At 43.0% G+C, this 14,694-nt stretch carries 12 protein-coding genes; 5 read left to right on the top strand and 7 right to left on the bottom strand.

From position 1 onward, the window contains the following. Positions 1 to 8 precede the first annotated feature (8 nt). From ACYVAA_RS15875 to ACYVAA_RS15900, 6 genes are all read right to left on the bottom strand, one after another. On the bottom strand, positions 9 to 2,429 hold the full coding sequence (locus tag ACYVAA_RS15875; protein WP_460543491.1) for an OmpA family protein: 2,421 nt from the start codon (positions 2,427 to 2,429) through the stop codon (positions 9 to 11). 5 nt (positions 2,430 to 2,434) lie between these two features. Further along, positions 2,435 to 3,604, bottom strand: a complete 1,170-nt coding sequence (locus ACYVAA_RS15880) for a hypothetical protein (protein WP_460543494.1) — start codon at positions 3,602 to 3,604, stop codon at positions 2,435 to 2,437. 321 nt (positions 3,605 to 3,925) lie between these two features. Next, positions 3,926 to 4,222 (bottom strand): thiamine-binding protein, encoded by a 297-nt coding sequence (locus ACYVAA_RS15885; protein ID WP_460543496.1) that lies wholly within the window; start codon positions 4,220 to 4,222, stop codon positions 3,926 to 3,928. 6 nt (positions 4,223 to 4,228) lie between these two features. Continuing rightward, positions 4,229 to 4,789, bottom strand: a complete 561-nt coding sequence (gene pth, locus ACYVAA_RS15890; RefSeq protein WP_460543498.1) for an aminoacyl-tRNA hydrolase — start codon at positions 4,787 to 4,789, stop codon at positions 4,229 to 4,231. 90 nt (positions 4,790 to 4,879) lie between these two features. Then, positions 4,880 to 5,467, bottom strand: a complete 588-nt coding sequence (locus ACYVAA_RS15895; protein ID WP_460543501.1) for a 50S ribosomal protein L25/general stress protein Ctc — start codon at positions 5,465 to 5,467, stop codon at positions 4,880 to 4,882. Between the two features lie 40 nt (positions 5,468 to 5,507). Beyond that, positions 5,508 to 6,437 (bottom strand): ribose-phosphate pyrophosphokinase, encoded by a 930-nt coding sequence (locus tag ACYVAA_RS15900; protein ID WP_460543504.1) that lies wholly within the window; start codon positions 6,435 to 6,437, stop codon positions 5,508 to 5,510. 327 nt (positions 6,438 to 6,764) lie between these two features. On the opposite strand from ACYVAA_RS15900, the gene ACYVAA_RS15905 reads away from it, so the two are divergent. From ACYVAA_RS15905 to ACYVAA_RS15915, 3 genes are all read left to right on the top strand, one after another. Continuing rightward, positions 6,765 to 7,973: an OprO/OprP family phosphate-selective porin gene (locus tag ACYVAA_RS15905; RefSeq protein ID WP_460543506.1), complete on the top strand. Its 1,209-nt coding sequence runs from the start codon at positions 6,765 to 6,767 to the stop codon at positions 7,971 to 7,973. A gap of 101 nt (positions 7,974 to 8,074) precedes the next feature. Continuing rightward, positions 8,075 to 9,001 (top strand): DUF5996 family protein, encoded by a 927-nt coding sequence (locus ACYVAA_RS15910; protein WP_460543508.1) that lies wholly within the window; start codon positions 8,075 to 8,077, stop codon positions 8,999 to 9,001. 84 nt (positions 9,002 to 9,085) lie between these two features. Beyond that, positions 9,086 to 9,337: a CBU_0592 family membrane protein gene (locus ACYVAA_RS15915; RefSeq protein WP_460543510.1), complete on the top strand. Its 252-nt coding sequence runs from the start codon at positions 9,086 to 9,088 to the stop codon at positions 9,335 to 9,337. Here the strand turns inward: ACYVAA_RS15915 and ACYVAA_RS15920 are convergent. Then, positions 9,298 to 9,900, bottom strand: a complete 603-nt coding sequence (locus ACYVAA_RS15920) for a TetR family transcriptional regulator (RefSeq protein WP_460543512.1) — start codon at positions 9,898 to 9,900, stop codon at positions 9,298 to 9,300. The genes ACYVAA_RS15915 and ACYVAA_RS15920 overlap by 40 nt on opposite strands. 234 nt (positions 9,901 to 10,134) lie before the next feature. On the opposite strand from ACYVAA_RS15920, the gene ACYVAA_RS15925 reads away from it, so the two are divergent. Beyond that, entirely contained in the window at positions 10,135 to 11,034 is a 900-nt protein-coding gene (locus ACYVAA_RS15925) for a metallophosphoesterase family protein (protein ID WP_460543514.1), read from the top strand. 589 nt (positions 11,035 to 11,623) lie between these two features. Next, the coding region (locus tag ACYVAA_RS15930; RefSeq protein ID WP_460543516.1) for a SusC/RagA family TonB-linked outer membrane protein at positions 11,624 to 14,694 on the top strand (3,071 nt) is incomplete at its 3' end.

Consider the following 14,694-nt stretch of genomic DNA (forward strand, 5'->3'; position numbering starts at 1 on the left):
CGTATTTTTTATTCCAGAATAATGGAAAGTTCCACTCTTCTGTCCATTTCGTTAGGAATATTTTTATTTGGATCCCTGACGATCTGACCTCCGCTGCCCGTTTTGATTTTTTCAGGGGAAACGGAAAATTCTTCAATCAGCACTCTTTTTACTTCATTGGTCCTTGCTTCTATTAACCGAAGGTTGTAAGAGAGGTTTCCGGTGTTGTCAGCGAAGCCTTCCAATAGGATTGTTGTCGTTGGGTGCTCCTTGAGGTAATTGATGAGAGGCGATAGCTTCTCCTTCTCTGCATCGGAAAGCTTTTGCTGATTCAGGTCAAAATAGACAGCGGTTTTGGAAGGCAATAAAATGATGCTTTCCTTCCCTTCAACAAATACGGTGTCTTTCGTGACTGGTACGGGCTCCTCTACCCTTGCTTCCATTTCTGGAGTAGTGTCCATTTCCAGTAATGGCTCGGTTGATTGGGAAGTGTCCGCCTCTGTTGTGGCAGGGATTCCGGCAAGGGACATTCCCAAGACTACTGCTGGACGGTAATAGGTTTCATATTCTTCTTGGCTGATATTATCGAACCATGGTGCTGCTTTTTCATCCTGGAGGGTGTCAGCGGTAGTTAGCTGCTTTTCCTCGGGTTCTTGTTTCTTTTTCTTGAATTTAGGAAAAATGATAGGGATGGGAAGGAAGCCTGAACGCCTTTTTTCTTTCACCGTGATTTCTTGTTCCTCGGGCAAGGTGGCCAGACTTTCAGTACTTCTTTCAGTTCTTTGGTCTTCTTCGTTGTCCTTTGTTGGTGCGGTTTCCACGACAGCAAGCAGGGGTTCAGATGACTGTCTTCCCTCTTTACTCTCTTTTTCTACTGTAGGGTCTTCAGTGACAGGAGCAGCTTTGGCAAGCTGTTTTTCTTCCTCTGGTTCCTGAATAAAAGTGGTATCGCTTTTCATTAAGGAATCAGCATCAATCGGAGCTTGTTGGAATACCAGAGCACGGCTACTTTGACCTTCTTGGGCTTTGTCTTCAGGAATCAGGGAGGGTAATGCCAGCTTGTTTTCCATGTCAAAAAAAGTGGAGTCATTCCCTGAGGGCAGGGGCAACATGCTTTTTTGCTTTTCCAAAGCTATTATCCTTGATTGTATTTCTTTTGCTTCCTGTGACAGGCTGTCGCTTTTTTGGAGATTTATCTCCATCAATTCCTTACGCTCATTATTGGCAACACTGTCTGAGCTCAGCTCTTGATTGGAAATTCTGAATGCTTGAAGCTCTCGCTCAGTTTCTGCTTGTGCTGACTTTACTTTTTCCAACAGTTGGTTTTGTTCAGCGATTTCCATGTCAATCAACAACACGCCTAACTGATGCTTGATCTGCTCCCAGTTGGGGGCTGAGGGCCAATTTAGAAAAGTGTAGTAATTGTTCGTTACTGGCAGGTTAGGAGCAGTGGCCTCTTGGCTGGTCTTTTCCTGGGCAGGGGCTTGTTCCGTGGGCACTTGAGGAGAGGTGGCCTGTCTGTAGCTGGTCGAAACTACAGGAGCGGAAAAATGGCTTTTTCCGGCACCAAAGCTAAATTTAATGCCTGCTCCATGATAGATGTACCAATCCTTTTGGCCGTTGCTATTGCCGCGAAAAGGGTTGGCGGGATCTACCGTGTTGGTTCCGGGCTTAGCAGCATAAGCTTCAAAGGAGGAGGGGTATTCTTCTTTGTATTGGCCGCTCACATCATCCAAGTGATCTGTAAAAACATGTTTGAAGTCACTTTGGGCAAACAGCTCCAATCTATTGGTCAATCGGAAACGGATGCCAATGCCCAAAGAGGCAAACACCCCGCTTTGGTCATAGTTTCCATTTACCTCTGTTTCGATAGCAGAAAGGTCTGTTTCGAATGTCCCGTCGTTGGTTACGGTGGTGGAAGTGTAATCGTAAGGAGCATTGTTTTCATCCAATAGATCCCCATAGACATCAAACCATCTCCAGCCCCCACCCAAGGTAAGGTAAGGGGCAATAAAGGATTTTTCTTTCAGTATTTTTCCATTGTCTGTTTTGAAGACCAGGGAAAGGCCAATGTCCCTTAAGGTGGTTTGAAAGTTAAGTGCCCGATCGAAATTGGGGGCGTTGAGGTCAAGAGATCCGTCAGGGTTTATAAAACGGTCACTCTGGCCAAAATGATATTGGCCATAATGGAGCATAATTCCCGTGGTGGGGGTGATCCGTGTTTCGAGGCTGATTTGGCCTGAAGGTTTGTCGTAATAGTGTCCGTTATAAGTGAATAGTTTGAAGACTTTTTCAATATTGTCAAAACCTCCAATTTCATAGGGGCTGAGGTCGCCATAATAATTGGTGTAGCCAACACTGGCCCCTAAACGCCAGTTGTAATTCACCTGTTGGGCAAACAAGCCCAAAGTCAGGAAACAGAAGACCAGGGATGTGGTAATTCGTTTCATGATAATTACCTTTTTTGATTCAATCCTAACCAAAGGTCCAATTCCAGGCTAAAGCCTGCAAATGGTTGCAAATGGAACTCATTGTTTTCACTTTGCGATTCAGTATTGACGGCAACCAGGCCCGCATTAAAGCGGATTACCCGGAGCAGCTTGTATCCCAGACCTGCATAGATAGGGAGGTCTACAAACGGGCCGGAGACTTTGGTGCCGTTGTCAGATTCAAAGTTTTTGAGAAAAAAACCTGCAGAGAATGAGGCATTTCCCAGAAACTTAGTGAATGCCTTGTTGCCCAGGGGAGCCGAAAAGCCTGCGTAAATCCCGTTAAGGTATTCGGTTTCTGCAAAGGAACGTTTCATGGCTACTGCACCATAGCCAATATTGAGCGGGATGCTTGAAGGTTTCTTGATTGTTGGATAGGCTTCCACGGCTCTTATATCGGCCAGGGCAAACATGCTGGAGGCGAGGAATTGGTTGGCCTCATTTTCCACCAATGAGGTGAGTTCAGTTAAATATTTGGAAGCGTACAATGCCCTATCGTTGTCGCCACTGTCTTTTGACTTGCCGATAATATTGAATTTGCTTCTTTTTAATTTTAATTGGTCTTTCTGCTCAAGCTTTTGTTTTACGATGTCGCTGAAACCTTCAAATTCTTGGTGGATGAAGTGACGATAATTTTTAGTGCCGTCTTCTACGATCTGGTTCAACTGGGCGAGAATGACTTTATCGTTATTGTAGCTGATGATCTTTGATCTTGAAATCTCGAAATTGGCATGGATATATGCCGAGAGATTGTTGTTGATGGAAGTCCTGAGCTCCTCCATCTGTTCTTGGTCGGCCCGTTGGTAATAATGCAGTTCTACGGTGTACTTATCATTGCTTCTCAACGGATCCGCGATGAAAATCTCGAACTGGTTGACATTGAAGTCGAAAGGCTTCTTCCATGTATAAGTTTTGGCGTTTTTACTGTTTTTGGACGAGTTGTAGATTTTTCCCACAACAACCTCAATATCCTTAGGTAGCTGTCCCTTTATATAAAACTCTTCTTCAGATGGTAGTGGGTTACCTTCGTTGATCTGGTTATTTATCACGTCGTAATACACCGACTTTATCTGAGCAAGAGCGGCCTGTGCAACGCAGATTTGAAGCAGAAGAAATAAGGTAGAAATTTTTTTCATATCCATTAAATGATGATTGGTTTTCGAACACTAGAGATGCGAAACAACTGAATAATCTTATTTTCAGTGAAGTAATAAAGTGGTTTCTAATAATATACTAAATATAACTCAATAAAAACATACAAAAGTGATGTTTGTTTGCGCGTTTGGCGGTTTTTTTCAGTGATTTCGAGAAAATTCCGAATTAATTTCAGTGGGGATTTTTCCAGAGAGTATTTGAAGACCAAAAAAAGATAAGTCCTATCTAAGATGAAGCATTTCAAACAACCTGTCTGCCACTACACCGGTAAAAAAAATCCCTGAAATATCAGGGATGGCCACTTAAGTTTGTTGGTGTTTATCGGTCTTTTCACCCATGGTGACATCTCCCGACTTTCTGATTTGCATGCGGTAATATACCAGGATTTCATCGGAACCGGCATCCAGTACCGCTTTTTGGGCCTTTTTTGCGATGTCCATCAAGAGATCTTCGGGGCCTTCCATTACGGTTTCGAACGGGGTGACCTCATATTTAACCCCAGAGGATTTGATGACCTCGATCGCTTTGTCGACGAGGCTGTAGGAGTCAATGTCCTTGCTTTTGGGGACGATTTGTAAGCCTAAATTGATCGTGTTCATGGTGTTTTATTCGTTAAATTGGCTCATGGTCATGTTTATTCCAACGGTGCAGAAGGCCTTGATCATGTCAATGGCTTTGTCCATAAAAAGAGGGAGTTCGTTTATTTCCTTTTGTGTCCATCTGCCCAAAACGTAATCTACCTGTCTTCCTTTTGGGAAATCATCACCTATACCGAACTTTAACCGTGCATAGTTTTGTCCTCCCGTAAGCTCCTCGATGTTTTTGAGGCCGTTGTGGCCTGCTGAAGAGCCCTTCGCCCTGAGCCTGAGTTTGCCAAAGGGGAGTGCGACATCATCCACGACAACCAAGGTGTTTTCTTTGGGGATCTTGAGTTCCTTCATCCAATAATTCATCGCCTTGCCACTTAGGTTCATGTAGGTGGTAGGTTTGATCAGGTATAAGGTCCTTCCCTTGTATTTTACTTCAGTGGTGAAGGCCAGGCGGCCGCTTTCCCATTTTACCCCTTCGCTGTCAGCAAGGCGGTCCAAGGTGAGGAAGCCAACATTGTGCCGGGTAAGTTCATATTCAGGGCCGATATTTCCCAGTCCTACGATAAGGTATTTCATGCTATGCAAAAGGTCAAATCAAAATCTAAAATAAAAAATCCTGCCAACATCACGTAGGCAGGATTTATATTGTTTACTTTCTTTTGACGATTAAGCTTCAGCTTCGTCAGTGTTTTTCTTACCTCTAAGTGCTCTTGGGATACCGATAGTGGCAATAGATACATTAGGGTTGGTAAGGATTTCAAAACCTTCAGCTTTCACCTCGGCTACTTTTACTGATTTACCTAGTTCCAAGTGGCTGATGGAAACAGGGATGCTATCAGGAAGGTCCTTGGCCAAGCCTTTCACGCTAAGTGTTCTTGCTTTAAGCTCCAATTTACCACCTTTAAGGATACCTGGAGAAGAACCAGTGATATCTACAGGGATGTCCATTTTGATAGGCTTGTCTTCACTGTATGCCAGGAAGTCAGCGTGCAATAGCACTTCACTAACTGGATGGTATTGAGCCTCACGCAAAACGGCTTTGATTTCAGTACCTTCGATGTTCAGTTTTACCATGTGAACCTCAGGAGTATAGATCAACTCTCTGAAAAGGATGGCAGGAGAATGGAAGTGGATTTGTTCTTTGATACCTGGTCCGTAAACCACGCATGGTACGCTTCCTTCTTCACGGATTTGAGTCACTTCCGACTTGTCGAGATTTGCTCTTTTAAACCCTATAATCTCTAACGCTTTCATAATTTAGAATATATAAGTGTGAATAATTGTAATTCTTTTGTTAAACGAACAGGGCACTGATGGAATCATTCCCTGTCACTGCATGAATGGCCTTGGCAAACAGCTCGGCTACAGTAAGTACCTTGATCTTTGAGGATTCTTGTTTGGAAGGTATAGTATCTGTGATGACTAACTCTGATAAAACGGAATTCTCAATATTTTCATGGGCCTTTCCTGAAAGAACCCCGTGGGTTGCAATGGCCCTTACGGAGTTGGCTCCTTTGTCCAAGATGATTTCGGCTGCTTTGCACATGGTGCCGGCCGTATCTACCATGTCATCGACCAATACTACATCCTTACCTTCTACATCGCCGATAACCTGCATGGAAGCCACTTCGTTTGCGCGTTTTCTGTGCTTGTCACAGACTACCATTTCTACTTCAAAATGCTTGGCATAGGCCCTTGCTCTGCTCACACCTCCCACATCTGGGGAAGCAAAGATCAGATTGTCTCCCAAATCCAAACTTTTCAAATAGGGCACAAAAATAGCAGATCCATTCAAATGATCCAAAGGAATGTCGAAAAAACCCTGTATTTGTCCAGCATGGAGATCGCAGGTCATGATTCTGTCTGCACCTGCAGACATGATCATATTGGCGATCAATTTGGCCGCTATAGAGACCCTGGGCCGGTCTTTTCGGTCTTGCCTTGCGTAACCAAAGTAAGGTACCACCGCACAAACTTTGTAGGCGCTAGCTCTTTTGGCTGCGTCAATCATTAGACAGAGCTCCAAAAGGTTGTCCGCGTTGGGGTTGGTAGATTGGACGAGGAATACATGACATCCGCGGACGGATTCATCAAAACTTGGGGACATTTCTCCGTCACTGAATTTGGATAATGTCATCTGACCCAAATCCCGCCCGTAATTTGTGGCAATGGAGGCAGCAAGTTTTTTGGTGTTGGTTCCAGCAAAGAGTTTTACCTCAGGCATCGTGCGTGTGTTTTGTTTGAAGGATATGTTTTGGCTTTCTCAGCACAAAGATAGAAAAAAAGGTTAAACTCAAGATAAAAGGTTGATAGGAAAGGATTGTTTGCTTAGCTTTCTGTAGTAAGAGAAGTTTTGTTAATCCATTGTTAATAGCCAGGGGATTTTGTTAACATTATGGTAACTTTGTGTTAATGATTTGTTTAATTAAAAAGGTATAATTTTGCGAGCTGAAAATAAAAGAGCGCTTAAGTGCCTTAATAGCCGGAAATTGCAAGGAGTATGGCTTATAGGGCAATTGCTAAATTCTCGATTTAAAAACATCCGTCTCTTATGAACTTCAAAAAGGTATTCACCTTTGTGATGGTATTGGTGTCGTTTGCTGTGAACGCCTATGCCTTCCAAGGGGAGGATCGTGACACCTTAAAAACAGACATTAGGTATACCTCAAAAGGGTTTCAGTTTACATCTCCCGACAATAACTTTCAGTTGCAGATCGGAGGAAGGGTACAGTTCAGGTATGCTTTTCCTGCGGATCAGGATCCGTTGACTTTTGATGACTATAGTGTTCCCAAAGAGCATGTGTTTAAGATCAACAGGGCCCGCTTGAAAATCGGCGGCCATGCCTACAAGCCATGGCTCAAGTATTATATGGAGTATGATGTGTCCGTAAACAGGCTGTTGGATTTTAGGGTGATGGTAGAAAAATGGCCTTGGTTGAGCTTTAAAGCAGGGCAGTGGAAAATTGAGTATACCAGGGAAAGGTCCATTTCCAGTGGGAGGCAACAGATGATGGAGCGGTCTATCATTAACCGGCCCTTCACCATTGACAGACAGCAGGGAGTGTCCATTTACGGTAGGATTGATGAAGGCGGTTTGCTGGATTTCAACTACCATATTTCAGCCCTTACAGGAACGGGCCGAGGGGCAAGGGAGAATGACGATGAAAAATTGATGTATGTGGGTAAGGTGTTTTGGAATTTTCTGGGAGATGGCCCGGCTATTGCCGGCTCTGATCTGAAACATCAGTCAAAGCCCCAGGCTTCTATAGCTTTGGCCGGAGCCACCAATACCAGTCCCTATACAAGGTTCTCCTCCGGTGGAGGAGGAAGCCTGGAGGGCTTTGAAATGGGAGAGGCTGGTCAATATTCCACGGGCCAGTGGGTGCTGGAAAGTGCTTTTCAGTACAAGTCTTTCAGCTGGCAAAGTGAGTACCATCAAAAGAGTATTTTGGATAACAGGACTTCTGTCACCACGCGAATGAGAGGTCTCTACGCGCAGGGTGGGTACATTTTGAATCATCAAGCGACGCGTGAGGGAAATCCATTGATCGAACTGGCGGCCAGGTATGGGTATTATCAGCCTGATCTTAATATTCCCAATGATGGAGAGGAGGAGTATGCGCTTGCGGTCAACTGCTTTTTTAACGGGCATGCCAACAAGTTGACGGCAGATGTGACTTATTTCGATTTTGACGAAATGTCACTCAACCGTGAGGCATCCAGCTGGAGGTTCAGGGTGCAGTACGATTTTTCGTTCTAGTCATTCTGTCAAAATAGATCAAAGGGGATTGGTTGTTTTTTGGAGGGTAAATGGGTAAATTAAAGGAAAGTCAGTACCTGTTTTCTTTAAAGTAACCAGTTATGATGAACTCCGACCAATCACCTCCATCCTTGCCCCTGTCATCGTGGGAGGATTCAAAAAAAACGCTCCATCTTTATTTTCAGATCGTGGGCAAAATAGCGCTTAAAGTGAAGCCACGAAGAAACCATTGGTGGCATGTTACGCTGCATGTCTCTCCGGTTGGGGTTACCACAGGCCCCATGCCGGTGCCCAACAGTCAAGACCATTTTGAGATTACATTTAACTTTTTGAAGCATCGTCTTGAGTTTACTACAAGCCAAGGCGAATACGAAGCTTTTGAGCTACATGAGGGCCTTACCGTAGCTCAGTTCAAAAAACAACTTTTTGGTATTTTAAAGGAAAAAGGAATAAAGGTCAATATAGTCAATATACCATTTGATCTGGAGCCTCAAAAGCCCTTCGATAAGATAGATGAGTGGCATTCGTACGATAAGGAAAAGGTGAATAGCTTTTGGTGTGTCTTAAGGTGGGTGAACCAGGTGTTTAGTGAGTTTAGTGGGGAATTTTATGGGAAACAATGCCCAGTGCATCTTTACTGGCATCATATGGACTTGGCCGTTACCAGGTTTTCAGGGAAAAAGGGACCTGAAATGGATCCCGGGGCAAGTCCTACAGAAAAAGATGCCTATTCCCATGAAGTAATCAGTTTTGGTTTTTGGGCAGGGGATGATATGGTCAGGGAGCCTGCATTTTACTCGTATACCTACCCTGCGCCGGATGGCCTGGCAGATATAAAGTTATTGCCGGATTATGCTAAATGGGTGGATAGTAATGGGAGTCCGATGGCTTATCTGTCCTACGAAGAACTGCGAAAGGATAAACAGCCCAGAAAGGCGCTCCTGGAATTTTTAGGCAGTGCTTACGAGGCAGGAGCTGTAAAAGCCGGATGGGATATAGATGAATTGACCTATAGGCCTTTTAAATAAGCGCTGTCTATTTGGCTTTCAAAGGCCTGTTTAGGTCAGGTGCCAAAAGGGTTTTTTTCCTGTTTTATCTTTATATATTTGGGAATGATATTTCAAATAATAGGCTGGATTGGGGCCGTTTTGTTTACCATTTCTTATTTTTTGCTCTCAAAGGGAGTGTTGAGGCAAGAGGGTACTACTTATCACCTGATGAATTTTGGAGGCGCCGTATGTCTTGTGACCAATGCCATCCATTTTAAGGATCATGCCAATATAGCTGTCAACGGAGTATGGGGAGGGATAGCCCTGATGGCACTTTATAAATATGGTTCTTCGTTTTTTCGTAATAAGTCATAAACCTGCTCTTTGTAAAAGGCTACCTTTTTTTCATAGGTTTTTTCATCATCAATCATGGACAGGTAATAGTAGGCACCTTCTACCACCACAAAAATCTGTTCGGCCAAGAGCTGAGTGTCCTGCCCTTTCAAATTTTCATCGTGGTCGAGGATTTCTTTTAAAAACTCACGGAGACGATCATGGAGTTTTCGGTATTCTCTTTTGATTACCTCGTTCCGGAAGATCAGTGCGTAGCAGCTGTAAAAGACGCCGTCGTCAAACAAAAGGTTCCAGTCCCTTGAAAACAGTTTGTCCACAAAGGTCTTGGGGTCTGCATGCTCTTTTTCTTTTAGTTCTCTTATTGCAGGTTCGTAAATCAGTAGGTACTGCTCAAGTATGTAGTTGATCAAATGGGAGATGAGAATGTCCTTGGTGGGGAAATAGTGCATGACCAGACTGGGAGGGATTTCCAGGTGTTTTCCGATTTTTGCAATGGAGGTGTTTTCAAGCCCGTTTTCTTTGGCCAAGTGATAAAACCCTTCAACGATTTCCTTTTTCCTGATCTCTGAAATTTTGTTTTTCATTATTATTGTAGTGTTATCACAAAGTTAATTGAAATATTTTTGCTTTCAAATTTCTTTGAATTGACTCTTTTAGTATATAATTTTGAATGGTTGTTCAATATTTAAATATAGACTCAAATCTTTACTTTAAAAATGTTTTGAGCATTTTTAGCCCATTTGAAATACTGGATCCGAAGGGTTGAAGGCCAAAGGATCGGGTTAACTACGAAGGCGGTATTAAAAAAAGAATATAATATGAAAAGGAGGAGCTTCTTGTTTAAATCCGCGACGGTGGCAGCTGGCTGTGCCGTTCCGGTCGTGGCCAAAGCGGAAAAGAAAAAAGGTAAACCTGTGCTCACAGTGGCGCATATCACGGATGTGCATATCAGTCCGGGAAACAGTATTTTGGAAAGAGCCAAAGAGCGGCTGGAATTGGTAAAGGCACATCAGCCTGATTTTTTCCTGAATGGCGGAGATACCATCATGGATGCTTCATACGAGGGCAAAACCAGGGAAGATGCATTGGGGCAATGGGATGAATGGGATAAGCTTACGGAAACCATAAAAGATTATGAAATCTATAGCTGTATAGGAAACCACGACTGTTGGTGGGATGTGCCTTCCAAAGACGATGAGATGTACGGCAAGCCTTATGTGCAGCGTCGTCTGGGGATTCCCAATAACTACTACAGTTTTTCCAAAGGTGGATGGCATTTTATTGTCCTTGATAGTAACCATAAGGGCGTGACTTTAGGAGAGGAGCAAATGGCCTGGTTAGAGAAGGAGTTGGAGGAGCTTCCTGCGGATACCCCTACTTTGTTGATGTCGCATTATCCTATTACCTCCATTACCGATTCCTTAGTGGGAGGGCAGCATGGTGATCACAAAGAGTTGAAGGCATTGTTCTATAGGTATCGGGACAAGGTAAAGGCCTGTTTGAGTGGTCATCAGCACATGTTGGACCGGGTTTGGTACAATGGGGTGAGCTATTTTTGCAATGGATCACTCAGTGGATATTGGTGGGGCAAGGGAGATGAGCAGTCCGCTGGTCCTCAGTTTTATCTAGAAACGCCTCCCGGTTATGCAATACTAAAGTTATATGAAGATGGTAGTTTGGAAAACGAATACTACGGACTTACGGAGCCTTATGAATAGTGAAGCCGATAGTTTTTGTTGGTGTTAGTCGGGACCGTCCTTATTGAAGGACGGTCTTTTTGTTTTTTCAGGTGTTTGTTTTGATTAAAAAGGGGAATGGAGAATCCCCGACAAGAAAACCGGTTTTTGACAAAGTAGTTTATGTAATCATAAGCGAAAGTTTATGAAAATAATTAATCGATGAGTCAAAAGGATTGTGTAAATCATAAAATAGGTGGCCGAATTTTGAAAAAGGGCCGTGTCCAGTTTGTTGGGGAAGTGGTAAGTGGTTGTTTTTTAGTGGATTAAAATAAAGTATAGGCCATGCGGGAAAAGCTGTTCATAAAATTTGCAGTACATCCAATTTCCTCCGCAAAAACCCATTATTATTTCAGTTTTTTGTTATTGTTAATTTTGAATTAGGGGTGTTATTCTAGTGTTAAATCTTATTATTTAGGATGAAAGTTTTTAAATAATTCTTTTGAAATAATAATATCAATATTTAATATTGAATGAGTGTTCAGTAAATTTTATATTGAAAAAATCACTTAAACCCCATCTTTTCAAACTGAATGTTCGGAAAGGAAATGCACATTAAACATTAAACTCTATGAAACATTATTTACAAAATCCTCCGGGCAGTAGGGGGTATTTTAGAAGGGGAATGGCAATGATCCTTCTTTTGATGAGTATCAGCCTTGTTTCCTATGCACAGAAGGAAGTGAAAGGTGTCATAACGGATGCAAAAACGGCACAAACCATTCCTGGGGTGGCGGTATCTGTGAAAAGTACCACTAGGGGTACAGTGACGGATTTGGATGGTAAGTTTTCCATTTCGGTGTCTTCGGAAGATGACATCCTGGTATTTTCATTTGTCGGGTACAAAACGATCGAGCTTCCTGTTAATGGGAAGACATCCATGGACCTTGAAATGGAAGAGGAAGAAACCTTGTTGGAACAAGTGGTGGTTGTAGGGTATGGTACACAGAAGAAAGTCAATTTGACCGGTGCAATAGACCAAGTGGATGGTGGAGTGGTTGCAAAAAGGCCCATAGCCAACGTAATGCAAGGTTTACAGGGCCTAAGCCCAGGGCTGAACATTACCTATGCAAATGGTAAACCGGGTACCGTTCCAGGGCTAAATGTCCGAGGTTTTACCTCCATAAATGGAGGGGAACCTCTATTTGTAATTGACGGGATCGCGAGCGATAAATATGATTTGTTAAGATTGAATCCCTCGGATATTGAGTCTTACTCTGTTCTTCGTGATGCTGCGTCAGCAGCAATTTACGGTGCTAGAGGGGCTTATGGGGTAGTGTTGATTACTACTAAGAAGGGAAAGGAAGGAAAACAGAAAGTTTCCTATAGTAATTATTTTGCTTGGGGGAAGCCTACCTTGTTACCTGAGCCTATTACAGACCCGTATATCTATTCTAGGGTACTGGAAACTGCCACGGACAATACCCCTTGGGATTATGTGAATTATTCCGATGCGCATTACCAATGGGCCAAAGAACGTTCTGATAATCCTTCGGTAGAGGATGTGAGGCTAGATCCAAACAACCCTAACCGCTGGGCTTATATGGGAAGTAATGATTGGTACGATTATTTTTTCAATTCAGCTAGCTTCTCAACCTCACATAGAGTGTCTGTAAGCGGGATGAGTTCCGGGAGTTTACCGATAGGATACTATCTTTCGGGTGATTATACCAATGAAAATGGATTGAACAAATTGACACCGGATTATTGGGACCGATATGCGTTGAAGGCCAGAATTACGGTTTCTCCAATAAAATGGTTGAATTTGGATAATAACTTAAGTGTCTACCAAACCGAAAGAGCCGATCCGACCAGTAGTATTACCGATATCTATTATTTGCAGCCTACTGACGTGGCAGTGAATCCAGATGGTACTTGGGCCAATACTGGAGCAGGCCGATTGGCTGCCCGTTTGACCGACGGAGGAAGGAATAGAGAAGATATGTTCGGGTTCCATAATATTTTCAGAGGAGTAGGCACATTTTTAAATGGAGATCTGACGGTAACGGGTAATGCCAGCTTCAAAAGAGAAGAGTGGAAGTACCATTGGGATAGGCAGACTTATGATATCGGTTTTGGGCCGGATGATGTAAGAACTGAAGGGGGGGACGGATCAGTTGCTGAAAGAAACGGAATTCTTACCCATAATGTGTTTGATTTTTATGCCAATTATAACAAGACCCTAGGGAAACATCATTTTAGTCTCATGACGGGTTACAATCAGGAGGATTATGTGTATTCATCCCTTCAAACTGAAAAGAGAGTACTGATATCCTCTACCTTACCATATATTGGATTGACAACAGGGGATATTGTGATTGCGCCTGATTATACAACCTATGCCTTAAGGGGTGTTTTTGGAAGGGCTCATTATCGATTTAAGGAGAGGTATATTTTGGAATTCAATGGCCGATATGACGGTTCTTCGAGGTTCCCTAAATCCAATCGATGGGGCTTTTTCCCTTCAGTATCCACATCTTGGCTGGTTATGGATGAGGAGTTTTTCAAGCCACTTACCAATTTAGTGTCCACCTTTAAGTTAAGGGCTTCTCACGGAACTTTGGGGGATCAAAAATTAGGAGATTTTGGGTATATATCATCTTTACCGACAGATCGATCAGGTTATTTAATTAATGGTGAAAGGAACACTGTGATTACCGGAGCTCCTGCCCTAAATGTGGACCCATCCAATTATACTTGGCCTACAGTTGTAAACAGAAACATAGGCCTTGACCTGGGGGTAAAAGGAGATCAGCTGTTTGCCTCCTTTGATTATTTTATCAGAGATTCCAAAGACATGATTGCTCCATCTGTTGAGTTGCCTGGTGTATTGGGAACCACTCCTCCAAGCCAAAACGTGGCAGATGCAAGGACCAAGGGCTGGGAATTAACTTTGGAATATAAAGGGAAAATAGGAGATATTTCGAATCCATTAAATTTTAATACCAAGTTGCTATTGTCTGATTCGCAAGGTGAAATTACCAGGTATAAGAACGAAAACAACTTGCTTAATCAATGGAGAGTAGGGCAAAAAACTGGTGAGATATGGGGTTTGAAAAATGACGGCTTTTTTAATACTACAGACGAGATTGAGGCTCTTGACCAATCCTCAATAGTTCCTTGGGGAGCTTTGGATATTGTGCCTGGATGGCCAAAGTATATGGACTTGGATGGTAATGGTAAGATTGAAAGAGGACAAACGGCTAATGATCCTAAAGATCTAAGCGTGATCGGAAATAGTACATCTAGATACCGATACGGTTTTAATCTGAATATGGACTGGAATGGGTTTGATTTGTCGGTATTTTTACAAGGTGTTGGTAAGAGGGATTACTATCCTAAGCATTATTTGTTCTGGGGTCCTTATCAACAACCTTACGCCAATATTTATCCCTGGAACCTTGACTTTTATAGGGGGGAAGCAGATAGCGATGCTTTGATGGCACAGCATTCCCAATCATACTTAGATGCAGGATTAGCTGATGTGAATACGGATTCAGAGTTCCCTGTTTTACAGGCTTGGTTGGCGGATGCCAATTATGGAGGTGGATTGGACATCCCTCAATCCGGATACTTGAAAAATGCAGCATATTTAAGAGTGAAGAATGTTACGCTCGGCTATAGCTTACCTAGGTCTATCAC

The organism is Echinicola sediminis (assembly GCF_054777495.1).

Excerpts from the sequence above, each read along its gene's own strand:
- pth (WP_460543498.1), bottom strand. The coding sequence starts at position 4,789 with ATGAAATACCTTATCGTAGGACTGGGAAATATCGGCCCTGAATATGAA.
- ACYVAA_RS15905 (WP_460543506.1), top strand. The coding sequence starts at position 6,765 with ATGAACTTCAAAAAGGTATTCACCTTTGTGATGGTATTGGTGTCGTTT.
- ACYVAA_RS15895 (WP_460543501.1), bottom strand. The coding sequence starts at position 5,467 with ATGAAAGCGTTAGAGATTATAGGGTTTAAAAGAGCAAATCTCGACAAG.
- ACYVAA_RS15900 (WP_460543504.1), bottom strand. The coding sequence starts at position 6,437 with ATGCCTGAGGTAAAACTCTTTGCTGGAACCAACACCAAAAAACTTGCT.
- ACYVAA_RS15875 (WP_460543491.1), bottom strand. The coding sequence starts at position 2,429 with ATGAAACGAATTACCACATCCCTGGTCTTCTGTTTCCTGACTTTGGGC.
- ACYVAA_RS15915 (WP_460543510.1), top strand. The coding sequence starts at position 9,086 with ATGATATTTCAAATAATAGGCTGGATTGGGGCCGTTTTGTTTACCATT.
- ACYVAA_RS15880 (WP_460543494.1), bottom strand. The coding sequence starts at position 3,604 with ATGAAAAAAATTTCTACCTTATTTCTTCTGCTTCAAATCTGCGTTGCA.
- ACYVAA_RS15925 (WP_460543514.1), top strand. The coding sequence starts at position 10,135 with ATGAAAAGGAGGAGCTTCTTGTTTAAATCCGCGACGGTGGCAGCTGGC.
- ACYVAA_RS15910 (WP_460543508.1), top strand. The coding sequence starts at position 8,075 with ATGATGAACTCCGACCAATCACCTCCATCCTTGCCCCTGTCATCGTGG.
- ACYVAA_RS15920 (WP_460543512.1), bottom strand. The coding sequence starts at position 9,900 with ATGAAAAACAAAATTTCAGAGATCAGGAAAAAGGAAATCGTTGAAGGG.
- ACYVAA_RS15885 (WP_460543496.1), bottom strand. The coding sequence starts at position 4,222 with ATGAACACGATCAATTTAGGCTTACAAATCGTCCCCAAAAGCAAGGAC.